Here is a 13,853-nt window from a genome sequence, read left to right on the forward strand (position 1 = left end):
TCCGCTGCCGGAGACCGTCTGGTTTCCTAAGCAGGAAACGCGAGTTTCACCCTAATGAAACAGTAGTTCCCTGCCTAGGAAATTGCAGTTTCCAGGGCAGGGAACTACGAAGATCAACGTTCCTTGATCGGAACATATACCTGTTCATCCAACACATTCTTATAAGCCGGACGGATAATACGTTTTCCATCGAAATGTAATTCTTCAATGCGATGGGCAGTCCAACCTACGATACGGGCCATAGCAAACAGCGGTGTATAGATTTCCTGCGGCAAACCGATCATTTCATACACAAAGCCTGAATAAAAGTCCACGTTTGAAGAAACACGTTTCTTCGTTCCTTTATGTTTGGCGAAACATTCGATGGCACGTTCTTCCAGCAGTTCGAGGAAGGCAAATTCTTCTTCACGTCCTTTTTCTTTAGCCAGGTCACGAGCCAGTTCTTTCAAAACAACGGCACGCGGATCGGAAATTGTATAGACGGCATGACCGATACCGTAAATCAGGCCGGTCTTGTTATAAGCCTCTTTGTTCAGCATACGCATGAAATAAGTATCGATTTCATCCACATTCTTCCAGTCGCCAATGTTCTCTTTCAGATGATGGAACATATCGACAACCTGGATATTGGCACCACCGTGCAACGGACCTTTCAACGAACCGATACCGGCTGCAATAGAAGAATAGGTATCCGTTCCGGTCGAACTGGTTACACGGACTGTAAAGGTCGAGTTATTACCGCCACCGTGCTCGGCTTGCAAAACAAGCAACAGGTCAAGTGTACGGGCATCCAGTTCCGTAAAGTCTTTTTTCAGCATATGCAGGAAGTTTTCTGCAAGCGAAAGGTTTTCGTGCGGATGGCGGATATGCAGGGAACGGCCGTGTGTACTATGACGATAAATATTATAAGCATACGCTATAATGGTCGGGAAACGCGAGATCAGTTCGATGGACTGGCGCATCAGGTTGTCACGGGAAGTATCGTCAGGATTCGGATCGAACGTATACATTTCCAAAACACTACGGGCAAGGATATTCATGATATTCTGTCCTTCCAGGTCAAGGATATTCATCTTGGTTTTCTGTTCCAACGGCATATTATCGCAGATCAGCCCTTTGAAAGAGGCTAACTCTTCTTTATCGGGCAACTTTCCGGAAAGCAACAGATAAGCTACCTCCTCAAAACCGAAACGTTTTTCTTTGATCAGGGCATGAGCCAGGTCCTCCACATCGTAACCTCTGTAAAACAGTTTACCGGGAATAGCTTTCAGGCCACCGTTATCCGGCAGGCGTTCGTAACCAACTACATTACCGATCTTGGTCAGGCCGACCAACACCCCGCTGCCGTCCTCGTTACGCAGACCACGTTTCACGTTGTACATCGGAAACAGTTCGTTATCAATCTTGCAAGCATCTTTTGACGCATCCGACAGTTTGTAAATAAGATATTCTTTTTTCATCACGAGTTATTTTTACGAGGTTACAATAAAGATATGATACAATCACCAAATTCTTTGGTGCCAAGAGATTTTCCTTCCGGCATAAAACGTGCCAGGTCATTCGTTGCTTCTCCTTTCGAGAAAGCCTTTTCCATGGCAGCCGTGATCAGGTTGGCAGCTTCGTTCCAACCCATATATTCAAGCATCATCACGGAGGAGAGTAAGAGGGAAGACGGGTTCACGATATTCTTTCCGGCAATATTAGGTGCCGTGCCATGCGTCGCTTCGAAAATAGCATAACCGCTGTTGTAGTTGATATTGGCACCTGGTGCGATTCCGATGCCACCTACCATGGCGGCCAATTGGTCGGAGATATAATCGCCGTTCAGGTTGAGCGTCGCAATAACGGAGTATTCTTCCGGGATCAATAAGGTATTTTGCAGGAAAGCATCGGCAATCACATCTTTGATAATGACCTTTCCGGCAGCCGATGCTTCTGCCAGCGCTTTGGCGGCTTCGGCTTCACCCTTTTCCTTTTTGATCTTTTCGTATTGCGGCCAGGTGAATGTCTTGTCGCCAAACTCGCGTTCCGCCAGAGCATATCCCCAGAGTTTGAAACCGCCCTCAGTGAACTTCATGATATTTCCTTTGTGCACCAGTGTTACACTCGGCAACTGATTGGTCAGGGCAAATTCGATGGCGGCACGCACCAGCCGTTCGGTTCCTTCTACCGATACAGGTTTCACACCGAATGAAGAAGTTTCCGGGAAACGTACTTTCGTCACTCCCATTTCTTCCGTCAGGAACTGAAGGAATTTTGCTGCTTCAGGTGTTCCTTGCAGCCATTCGATACCGGCATAGATATCTTCCGTATTCTCACGGAAGATATACATATCGACCTTCTGCGGTTCACGTACCGGAGAGACGACACCTTTAAACCAGCGGACGGGACGCAGGCAAACGTACAGGTCGAGTGTCTGCCGTAAAGCCACGTTCAGGGAACGGATACCGCCGCCGATGGGAGTAGTCAGCGGACCTTTGATACCGACCATATATTCGCGGAAAGCATCCATTGTTTCGTCGGGCAGCCAACTGCCTGTTTGATTGAACGCCTTTTCGCCAGCCAATACTTCTTTCCATTCGATAGAGCGCCGGCCGCCATATGCTTTTTCGATGGCGGCGTTTACAATTTTCTGGCTGACCGGAGTGATCTCCGCTCCCACTCCGTCACCTTCGATAAAAGGAATGGTTACTTTGTCCGGGACGATCAGACGGTCGTTTTGTTTTGTTATTTTATTCATCATGATAGTTTATTAATTTTGTTCAGTCTTTATCAGTTTTGAGCTATCTTGTCCCCGTGCTTGACACGGGGCCGCAGAAGAACCAGCAGTATCAAAAGATACATATAGGATACGGTCTGTGCCTTTGCGTTCCCGTGTCAAGCACGGGAACGGGATAGTCCAATTATTTCTATACATGTGCCATATTCAATGCTGATCCGGACTTGAACCATCGGATTTGCAAATCATTGTACGTGTGATTTACAGGGAATGATTCCTGTGTGCCATCTGCATGCAATACGATAGCAGTTAATGGCTTGCCCGGTGTGAACTCTTTCAAACCGATGATGGAGATGTGATCGTTTTCACGAATCTTATCGTAATCGTCTTTGTCGGCAAAGGTCAGGGCAAGCATTCCCTGCTTTTTCAGGTTCGTTTCATGGATGCGGGCAAAACTTTTGGCAAGGATCACTTTCACATTCAGGAAACGGGGTTCCATAGCGGCGTGTTCACGGGAGGAGCCTTCACCGTAGTTCTCTTCGGCAACCACGATGGATGAAATGCCTTTCGCCTTATACTGTTTGGCAACGGCGGAGACAGCTTCATACGTATTATTCAACTGGTTCAATACGGCATTCGTCTGACCGTTGAAAGCGTTCACCGCCCCCATCAGCATATTGTCGGATATATTTTCCAGATGACCACGGAAACGGAGCCACGGACCGGCCATCGAAATATGGTCTGTCGTACATTTACCCGAAGCCTTGATCAAAAGAGGCATTTCCAGCAAATCGTTTCCATCCCACGGAGCAAAAGGATGCAACACCTGCAAACGGTTTGAATCGGGACTGATCTTTACTTCCACATCTTTTCCGGTCGGAGCCAGATAACCGTTATCTTTTACATCAAAACCTTTGGGCGGGAAATCAGTTCCCTGCGGCTCACGGAGTTTTACTTCGCGACCGTCTTCGGTCTTCAATGTATCCGTCAACGGATTGAAACAAAGGTCACCGGCAATGGTCAATGCTAGCGTCAGTTCCGGGGAAGCGACAAAAGCATGTGTATTCGGATTACCGTCTGCACGTTTGGCGAAATTACGGTTAAAGGAGGTTACGATTGAATTTTTACGGGTATTATCGTCGGTATGACGTTTCCACTGGCCGATACACGGACCGCAGGCGTTTGCCATGATGGTGGCACCGAGCTTTTCAAAGTCACCGATGATACCGTCACGTTCGGCTGTATAACGGATCTGTTCCGATCCCGGATTGATGATCAGCGGGGAAGCGACAGGTATTTTATCTTCAAAAGCCTGCCGGGCGATAGAGGCGGCACGGCTTAAATCCTGATAAGAGGAGTTCGTACATGAACCGATCAGGCCGACTTCCATCTGGCGGGGATAGCCGTTTGCTTTTACCTTCGCGGCAAACTCAGAGATAGGCGTTGCTGCATCCGGAGTGAACGGGCCATTGATATGCGGTTCCAGTTCGGACAGGTTGATGACGATCACGCGGTCATAATATTCATCCGGCTGTGCCCTTACTTCCATATCGGCTTCCAGATAATCCTGGATAGCATCGGCCCAGGCTGCAACGGTATCTCGGCCAGTGGCACGCAGATAAGTTGCCATATTCAGATCGTACGGGAATAATGAAGTAGTGGCACCCACTTCGGCACCCATGTTACAGATTGTCGCTTTTCCTGTAGCGGAAATAGAGGAAGCACCTTCTCCGAAATATTCGATAATGGCATTCGTCCCGCCCTTTACGGTCAGGATACCGGCTAGTTTCAGGATAACGTCTTTCGGTGAAGCCCAGCCGCTCAGACGTCCGGTCAGCTTGACACCGATCAGTTTCGGCATCTTCAGTTCCCATTCCATCCCGGTCATTACATCGACGGCATCGGCACCACCGACACCGATGGCTACCATTCCCAATCCGCCGGCATTCGGCGTGTGCGAGTCTGTTCCGACCATCATTCCGCCGGGGAAGGCATAGTTTTCCAACACCACCTGGTGGATAATTCCTGCACCGGGTTTCCAGAAACCGATACCGAACTTATCGGATACGGATTTCAGAAAATCATACACTTCGCTGTTCCCTTTTGTTGCTGTTTCAATATCTGCTTTCGCACCGATATTCGCCTGGATCAGGTGATCGCAATGAACAGTTGCCGGGACAGCGGATTTCTTTTTTCCAGCATTCATGAACTGCAACAATGCCATCTGGGCCGTTGCATCCTGCATCGCCACACGATCGGGACGGAAGTTCACATAATCGTCTCCACGCCTGAACAGGCGTAATGCCTTTTCGTCATATAAATGAGCATATAAGATTTTCTCGGCCAGAGTCATCGGACGACCGATCTTTTCGCGGGCCACATCTACCCTTTTCGGGAAATTGGAATAAAAGCTTCTCAGCATTTCAATGTCGTACACCATATTATAATCTTATTAGTTGTTTGTTTATCAAAAAGCTTGTATATGCAAATAAAAAAATTCCATGTCGTAAAGAATGTAATATATAAGACATCATATCATTTTGCATTTCTATTTTGTCATTAACAAATGTATATATAAATAAAACACCTTTTATTCAATAATGTCTATGACCCGATAGAGGTTGTCTATACAAATAAGAAAGTTCGCCTCACGTTCATTTATAAAACGCGCGGCGAACTTATTTTGTTCAACGATATATAAACTATTCTTAACTTATTTATCTTTTGTCGATTCTTGCCATTTCGCGGCATAACTATGAAGGATGGAAGCGATCCCCTCGCCGATCCGGACATAGTCTTCCGTTTTCAGATTAGCCAGCGAAGCACGGATAGACCATTCGGGAGCATCGAAGCCTCCGCCGTTCAACAGGACAAGCGATGTTTCCTGTGCCAGGCGGAACACGACATCGACCGGTTCGTAGTTGGCTTTCAGATATTCGAAGAAATCGTCTCCATAGAATTTCTTTGCCCACACTTCCATATCTATTTCACTGTAATAACCGGCACGGAGAGGATCATCCAGCAGGGTAAATCCTGAACTTTTCCAAAGGGTGTGCAGGCGTTCGTGAATGATGTCGATCATGCGGGACTGATACAGGTTCTCGGAATCCAGCAAGGAGAAAGAGGCAAACAAAGACATCTGTGTCTGCTGTGGCAGGGAAAGTCCGGATGTATGATTAAGTGCGACCTGACGGCTATCAGCAACCATGCGGTCGATAAACTTCATCTTTGAGGGGTCGAGCATGATACTGCTGTAACGTTTTGCCAATGCTTCTTTCTTATCATCAGGCAATGCGGCAATCATACGGTCATAGATGTTATCTTCATGCAAAGAGATGACTGCCAGACGCCAGCCTGTCGCACCGAAATACTTGGAGAAAGAATAAACGCACAATGTATTATCAGGAAGCTCAGCCATCAGGGAACGGAAACCATGCACATAAGTGGCATATACATCGTCGGTAATAATCATCAGGTTGGGATTATAATTGGTAACGATATCGACAATACGCTCCGTCAATCCGGGTGTCAAAGCATAAGAAGGCGGATTACTCGGATTGACAATAAAGGCAGCCTTAACAGACGGATCCTTCAATACATCCAGATCTTTTTCCTGATATTGCCAGGTATGATATCCGTCACCCGTCATTTTCAGCGCATGTATTTCCGTTACATCAAACAGATAACGGGCCTGTTCGGGTATTTCTATATAAGGAGTAAAGACCGGAGCAAACAGGACGATCTTGTCTCCTTTATTCAACAGGAAGTTCTGTTGAAGGGAGTCGAAGATGTAACACATGGCAGCCGTACCGCCCTCGGTGGCAAACAAATCGAATTTACCTTTGGGCGGCTGGTTGTTACACAATGCCTGATCCAGATAATCACGCACCAATACTTCCGTATATTTCAAAATACGGTCGGGAACAGGATACTGGTCACCAATCACACCTTCTGCCCACTCATGTACCAGGTCGTTTTCATCAACATTCTTTACACGTACCATATAATTATAGGTATCACGTAAAAGTTCGGAACCAGGTGTTCCCTCTTGTTTATCAAGAAACTCCCTGAACCGATAGGCGATACTTGGTTTCTGGGGAACGCCGGCAAGACCGACCATACCGTCTTCCAGTTTAACCCCGCGACGGCATTCTTCCAGAGCAAACTGGCCGAGTAGAAAAAAGGCTTCGCGTGGCGTGGTAGCAATCCAGTTCGGGTTGCCACGACCGGCATTCAACATGATGTGGGTACTCTTACGGGCACTCTCATCGGCTAACCGGATCAGTATGTCCTTTAATTCGAACGGACTGATCTCCGACATTTTCTTTTCGTATTCACGGGTGACTACGATTTTATTGTTTTCTTCCATATTATATATTATATGTATGATTATTAATTTCTATTTTTATCAGAATTGAACTATCTTTTTCTATGATTTACATTAACAAGACAATCACCACTCCCCAGATAATCAGTAAGGTGTTACCGACAGCATAAGTAACTGTATATCCTAACGCCGGCGTCTGGCTTTCCACCGCATCTTCTATCGCACCGAGGGCGGCTGTTGTCGTTCGTGCTCCTGAAGTACAACCCAGTGTAATGGCCGGATGGAATTTAAAGAGATAGCGTCCCATCAGGACACCGGCTATCAGCGGAATGGTCGTGGCCAGTGCTCCGATAATGAACAGACTTACGCCTACTTCTTTGAAGCCGGTCACAAAACTCGGTCCGGCCGTAATGCCGACCACGGCAATGAACATATTCAGCCCTACATTATTTAATACCCACAAGGATGGTTCCGGAATACGTCCGAATGTCGGGTGTTTGGAGCGAAGCCATCCGAATACCAGTCCGGCAATCAATGCCCCGCCACTCGTACTCAGGCTGATCGGTATATTTCCAAAATGTACCACCAATGAGCCGATCACGCCACCGATAAAGATCCCCAGACCAACAAAGATCATATCCGTCTGGTTGGTCGGCCGGTCAGCATACCCCAAAGTCGCAGCCGCAGCATTTACCTCCATCTTGGTACCTACCAGTTCGAGCATATCGCCCGGATTAATCTTTGTCGCAGCCAGCACAGGTATATTGACACCCGCACGTTTGATACTTTTAATGCTGACGCCGTGCATCACCTTTTCACTGCGGAGACCGGCTACAGTTATTCCCGAAAACTTCTTACAGGAGATCAGTACAGGCAATGTCTCTGCCGGGAAGTCCAGCAATTCAAGGTCGTTCACTTCGTCTCCGATCCAATCTTCTTCTCCGATCACAAATTCACGGCGACCACTCAACACGACTTCGTTCCCTTTCTGAAGCATCAGGTCCGGTTTCACGTCATATACCACATTATTGATTCGTACGCGTTCTACAAACAGACGACGGCCCTGCCCTTCCAGATAATCTTCCAGCTCCTGTACGGTCTTGCCTGCCCCGAACCAGTCATTACTGATCTTATAAGCGCGGAAAGTGATGGGACGTGCTGCCGGCATAAAACCGGGTTGCTCGCTCTCATCGTCGGTACCCATCTTTGCTTCCAGCTCTTTACAAGCCTTCTTTACCGAAGGCAGTCCGCCCAGCAAACGGGGAGCCACATCGCTCATCAGCCAGGCAGAACCGGCCGTACCGAAAATATAACAGACAGCATAAGCTACAGGCATCACATTAATCATGGATGTTTTGTCTGCCGCACTCAACCCGCTCTGGTTGATCGTATCTTCCGCTACTCCCAGCACCGCAGAGATCGTCTGCGAACCAGCCAGCAATCCAGCCGCTTCTCCGGCATTGTATCCCATCAGCTTGGCAAGCAAAAAGGGAACAAACAGAGAGAACAAACACATCAGTACGGCAAAAAGCATCTGCGGAAGTCCCTCCTTTTTTAGCCCGCGAAAGAACTGCGGACCAACACTATATCCCACGGCAAAAAGGAACAGAAGAAAGAATACGGATTTAATGGGTGCCCCAATATCGATATGCAACTGTCCAATTAATACACCGACCAGCAATACGCTGGTAACTGTTCCCAAGGAAAATTTACCTATCTTAAATTTACCTATCCAGAAACCGAAAGCCAGTGTCAGAAAGATAGCCAGTTCCGGATAGTGTTTGAGCAAATCAGCAAACCACTCCATATATACAATTATTTGACGTTAATAGTAAGACATATTCCATGTCCGATTTTATTGTGGTAAATGGAACACAATCCATGAGAAAGTTGTTGCGGGAGATTCAATTAAGAGATTATAAAAGCTCCCTTATTTTAAATAAATTTCTATCTTTGTCCCGCTTTGGTGATACGCCAGCCTCCGGTTGTCGTATAAAAGGGAATCCGGTGAGAATCCGGAACAGTGCCCGCTACTGTGAAGCCCGCTATAAAAGGAAAACATGCTTACACCACTGTCCGTGACAAGGATGGGAAGGTCGTTTTCCGGGCAAGTCAGGAAACCTGCCAGACAGACAAATCCGTTCTCCCGGGGCCAGGAGGGCTATTATGAACATAAAACAAATCTCTTTCAATGAAAAAGAAATGTCTGCTGACAGCCTTTCTTGTAGGTTGTTCAATGAGTATGTCTTTTGCACACGGTATGTTGCAGAAGACAGTGACCGATTATATGCTGAAAGCAAAAGGCTATGATAACTTCCATGTCGGAACGATCGAAGGTTATCCCACTTTCGATACGATGCTTGCCAAGCTCAAAGCCAGCGGTGTAAAGAAAGTCATGCTCATGCCTTTCATGTTCGTTGCCGGCGACCATGTCAACAATGATATAGCAGGCGACTGGAAAAAGGAGCTGGGAGACAACGGTTACGAAGTATCCGTCCTGATGGAAGGTCTGGGACAGAATCCCGACATACAGGACATCTTCATCGAACATGCCCGTTTTGCGGCCAAACACAAAATGGTCGATATCATGGATAAAAAGAAGCAATACGCTGCTGGAAAAGACTGACGGACCAAACGCCCATTATCCGTCACAGAGTCACAAATGAAAACCGGCCTCTTTCCTCATACGGGGAAAGGCCGGTTTTTTATATCAATACATTCTTGAAATTCTAATTTACACAACCAGAACTTTTACATTATTAAAGGAGCAATAACAATAGACATTTTATCTATTATCAACTAATTATTTACCATCTTTACTTGCATTTTTATTTATATCAAAATATATACATAAAATGATATTTTGTATACATAACAAACTGGAACATTGTATTTTTTTTGCATATACATTCACATGGAGTGTAAAACAACAACTAAATCCAAACAAAAACATGAAAAGTACGATTAATAACGCGCCTTCTGAAATACCTAACAGTCAGTCATTACATGCAGGCTTTGATCTTCTCATAAAGCCCGAAGGAATAGATTTAACTGAATCTTACCTATATAATAATATGATTTTCTTCATACTGGACGGATCAGTAAAAATATATTCTCCACATACTCAAACGAAGTCCATTGGCGAACCGCATATGCTCTTTCTTAAAGGGCATGAAAAATACACCTATGAAATTACTCCATGTTCGCAAATTCTTGCGTTCACCTTCGATAGTCTGACTATCGATGAGTTATTTCGTTTCCGGGCTCAATATGACCTGTTACCCGAATCCTCGTTTGAATGGATAGAACTAAAGATAATCGAACCTCTCTACAGCTTTTTAAAACTTCTCATCCAGTATCTGGAGAATAATTATTTGAATTACAACTTATATCTTGCCAAAAGAGAGGAACTGTTCTATCTTCTCAAAACAGTCTACCCCAGTAAAGATTTAGGTCATTTTTTCTATCTGCTGGCCAATCACCCGTCTGAGTTCGAAAAACAGGTAGCGGAAAATTATATGAAAGTAAAGAATGTCAAAGAACTGGCCAATCTGATGGGATATGGGATAAACTCCTTCCGGGTCAAATTCAAAGAAAACTTCGGTATTCCTGCCTACCAGTGGTTACTGAATGAAAAGGCGAAACGGATTTTAAAATGCCTGACAACGGAAGGTGAAGATTTCAAAAGTATAATCGACGATTTCGATTTCAGTTCACATTCTCATTTCTATAAGTTCTGTAAAACACAATTCGGACTTACCCCCGAAGAATTAAAGAAGAAACTAAACAGCTGAAAGAATATCAGATTATATATTTTATATGTGATTTTATATATATTCCCCTTCTGCAGCATAGGCTACCTTTGTATTGTTAAAATACAGATTCTTATTAAATTATGATGACCAAATTGTATGTGTTATTATCCCTTGGTAAGGGTGGGGATAATACTTTTGTTGAGGGGAGAATGTCAACTCCCTTAGTCTGTTATATTCTGTCAGGTGTTATTTTACTTGTTGTGTTACTACGAGTATTTTCCTGGCTGCAATACCTGCAACTCAAACGCAAAGCCCGGAAACGTATTTTTAAGAACAAAACCGTCAAAAGTCTACCGGTACGAAATAAATAGATTATCTTTGTGTCTGCATGATTACAACCGAATGTATCAGAATCAATAACTCAAAGCTATAAATGAGCACAGGTAAAATAATCGTAGCCGGTATCGGACCCGGCAGTGAATCAGACATTACTCCCGCAGTGTTATCTGCCATCCGGCAATCAGACGTTATCGTGGGATACAAATATTACTTCCGGTTCATTGAAAAGATAATCCGTCCCGGAGCCATATGTATCGACTCAGGGATGAAACGGGAGAAGGCACGTGCCGAAGAAGCATATAATTACGCGACCGAAGGCAAAGTAGTAACTGTTATCAGCTCCGGCGATGCCGGCATCTATGGGATGGCCCCGCTTATCTACGAGATGAAACGCGAAAAAGGAAGTGACATCAGCATCGAAGCTTTACCCGGAATCAGTGCCTTCCAGAAGGCAGCCTCCCTGTTGGGTGCCCCGGTAGGACACGACTTCTGCGTGATCTCCCTCTCCGACCTGATGACACCGTGGGAACTGATAGAAAAACGCATCAAAGCCGCCGCTTCGGCAGACTTTATCACCGCCATCTATAATCCCAAAAGTGAAGGCCGCTACTGGCAGCTCTACCGCCTGATCGAAATTTTCCTACAGGAACGCGATCCGCAGACACCGGTCGGCTTTGTCCGCCAGGCAGGACGCGAAGAACAGGAAGTGACGATCACTACACTGGCAGACTTCGACCCGGAACAGGTGGATATGTTCACTGTCATCCTTATCGGCAACTCACAGACCTATCAGTTCGAAAATAAAATGATTACCCCGCGCGGTTATTACGGCGAGATCAAAATGGCCGCTAAGGAAATCGGAATCGGCCAGGACATCATGATCCGTAGTTTCCGCACCATCGAGAAAGAACTGAAAAACCAGGATATTCCGTTAGACAAGAAATGGGCCTTGCTGCATGCCATCCATACAACAGCCGATTTCGATATGGAAAATGTACTGCGGGTAGACGACAATGCCGTTTCTACGCTCTACGAAAAACTAAGCAGTGGCGCAGTCCGTACCATCATCACCGATGTCACCATGGCAGCATCCGGTATCCGCAAAGGAGCTTTGCAACGCATGGGACTCGAAGTGAAATGTTACCTGCAAGACGAGAAAACCGTTGCCCTCGCTACCGAAAAAGGGATCACCCGCACACAAGCCGGCATACGGATCGCCGTCAGCGAGCATCCGGATGCTCTGTTCGTATTTGGTAATGCCCCGACGGCACTGATGGAACTATGCGACCTGATCCGCAAGGGAAAAGCGACCCCTGCCGGAATCATTGCCGCCCCCGTCGGCTTCGTGCACGTACAAGAATCGAAACATATGGTCAAACCGTTCACTTCCATCCCCAAACTCATCGTTGAAGGACGGAAAGGCGGAAGTAACCTTGCGGCTACACTGACCAACGCTATACTTTGTTACAACGACGCTATTAATTTAAAACCAGGAAGAGACGTATGAGAACACAATTCACCGTCATCGGCATTCCCGATGACCCCAACTACATCAGCAACAACAAGACAATAGTAGATATAATCAACAGCAACACATACTTTTCAGGAGGCAAGCGCCATCATGAGATCGTCATGCCTTTCCTGCCGCCGGATGCTGTATGGATCGATATAAAAGTACCGCTCGACAACGTTTTCGACGAATATGAATACCATCAGAAGATCGTTGTATTCGCTTCGGGCGACCCTTTGTTCTACGGATTCGCTTCAACAATACTTAAACGGATGCCGGAAGCGGAAATAACGCTCCTGCCCTCATTCAATTCATTACAGATGCTTTCGCACGAACTGAAAGTATCGTATGAAGACATGACCATGGTATCCCTCACCGGACGTCCGTGGCATGAACTCGACCGCGCACTGATAGAAAACCGGGGGAAAATCGGAGTATTGACCGACCATGTGCGTACCCCGGCCTCCATTGCTATGCGCCTGCTGAAATACGGTTTCACACAATATAAGATGTATATAGGAGAACATCTAGGCAACCCGGAAAAGCAGCGCATCTCACGCTCGCTTGCCCTGTCGGAAGTGGAAGAATATCCCATCGACAGTCCGAATTGTGTGATACTGCAACGGATGTATAACGATATCACCTACCGTCCGCTGGGCATCCCCGACAAGCTGTTCGAACTGCTCGACGGCAGGGAACGCATGATTACGAAAGCGCCTGTCCGGATACTGGATATGAGCATGCTGATGCTCCCGATGTGCAACCACTTCTGGGATATCGGTTTCTGTACGGGATCGGTTTCTATCGAAGCGAAAAGGCAATACCCCCATCTTCACATCCACGCATTCGAGATCCGCAAGGAATGCTGGAAACTGATGGAAGAAAACAGTTCGAAACTGGGAGCACCGGGTATCGACGTACATATATGTGACTTCATGGAGGAAGACGTTTCCGACCTGCCCGCACCCGATGCCGTATTTATCGGCGGGCATGGAGGCAAGCTGAAAGAGATCGTAGGCAAAGTAGCTCGTTACCTCGCTCCCGACGGCCTGCTGGTATTCAACTCCGTATCCGAAGAGAGTGAAAAGTTATTTATAGAATCGGTTCACGAAGCCGGATTGAAATTAGACGAACCTTTGCATGTAAGTGTCGGCGATTATAACCCGATCACCATACTGAAAGCATTTAAAGAAGCAAAATAGA

At 46.3% G+C, this 13,853-nt stretch carries 8 protein-coding genes, 1 pseudogene and 1 riboswitch; of the genes and pseudogenes, 4 read left to right on the forward strand and 5 right to left on the reverse strand.

Annotation, left to right across the window (positions count from 1 at the left end; genetic code table 11):
- Nucleotides 1-113: 113 nt before the first annotated feature.
- The 5 genes from DWW91_RS15980 to aspT all read right to left on the reverse strand — a co-directional run bounded on the left by DWW91_RS15980 (nt 114) and on the right by aspT (nt 8,853).
- Nucleotides 114-1,460 (reverse strand): citrate/2-methylcitrate synthase, encoded by a 1,347-nt coding sequence (locus tag DWW91_RS15980; protein ID WP_007653552.1) that lies wholly within the window; start codon nt 1,458-1,460, stop codon nt 114-116.
- Between the two features lie 20 nt (nt 1,461-1,480).
- On the reverse strand, nt 1,481-2,740 hold the full coding sequence (gene icd, locus DWW91_RS15985) for an NADP-dependent isocitrate dehydrogenase (RefSeq protein ID WP_122328335.1): 1,260 nt from the start codon (nt 2,738-2,740) through the stop codon (nt 1,481-1,483).
- 169 nt (nt 2,741-2,909) lie between these two features.
- Complete coding sequence (locus tag DWW91_RS15990; protein ID WP_046146872.1) at nt 2,910-5,159, reverse strand: aconitate hydratase; 2,250 nt, start codon at nt 5,157-5,159, stop codon at nt 2,910-2,912.
- A 273-nt stretch (nt 5,160-5,432) separates the two neighbouring features.
- The gene (locus DWW91_RS15995) at nt 5,433-7,088 is read right to left on the reverse strand and encodes a bifunctional aspartate transaminase/aspartate 4-decarboxylase (protein ID WP_007653544.1); all 1,656 of its coding nucleotides are present in this window, start codon (nt 7,086-7,088) and stop codon (nt 5,433-5,435) included.
- 67 nt (nt 7,089-7,155) lie between these two features.
- On the reverse strand, nt 7,156-8,853 hold the full coding sequence (aspT, locus tag DWW91_RS16000; protein ID WP_122328309.1) for an aspartate-alanine antiporter: 1,698 nt from the start codon (nt 8,851-8,853) through the stop codon (nt 7,156-7,158).
- Between the two features lie 140 nt (nt 8,854-8,993).
- Nucleotides 8,994-9,190, forward strand: a riboswitch (cobalamin riboswitch).
- Nucleotides 9,191-9,312: 122 nt separating this feature from the next.
- Here aspT and DWW91_RS16005 point away from each other — a divergent pair.
- From DWW91_RS16005 to cbiE, 4 genes and pseudogenes are all read left to right on the forward strand, one after another.
- Nucleotides 9,313-9,672: pseudogene (locus DWW91_RS16005) on the forward strand (sirohydrochlorin cobaltochelatase); the annotation flags it as partial.
- Between the two features lie 325 nt (nt 9,673-9,997).
- Nucleotides 9,998-10,840 carry a helix-turn-helix domain-containing protein gene (locus tag DWW91_RS16010; protein ID WP_044214490.1) on the forward strand — a complete coding sequence of 281 codons (843 nt, stop codon included), beginning with the start codon at nt 9,998-10,000 and terminating at the stop codon, nt 10,838-10,840.
- Between the two features lie 394 nt (nt 10,841-11,234).
- On the forward strand, nt 11,235-12,647 hold the full coding sequence (gene cobJ / locus DWW91_RS16020; RefSeq protein WP_122328311.1) for a precorrin-3B C(17)-methyltransferase: 1,413 nt from the start codon (nt 11,235-11,237) through the stop codon (nt 12,645-12,647).
- Entirely contained in the window at nt 12,644-13,852 is a 1,209-nt protein-coding gene (cbiE, locus tag DWW91_RS16025) for a precorrin-6y C5,15-methyltransferase (decarboxylating) subunit CbiE (protein ID WP_122328312.1), read from the forward strand. The genes cobJ and cbiE overlap by 4 nt, the downstream gene beginning before the upstream one ends.
- Nucleotide 13,853: the final 1 nt, after the last annotated feature.

Source organism: Parabacteroides sp. AF17-3, assembly GCF_003635445.1.
In the GTDB taxonomy this organism is placed as follows: domain Bacteria; phylum Bacteroidota; class Bacteroidia; order Bacteroidales; family Tannerellaceae; genus Parabacteroides; species Parabacteroides goldsteinii.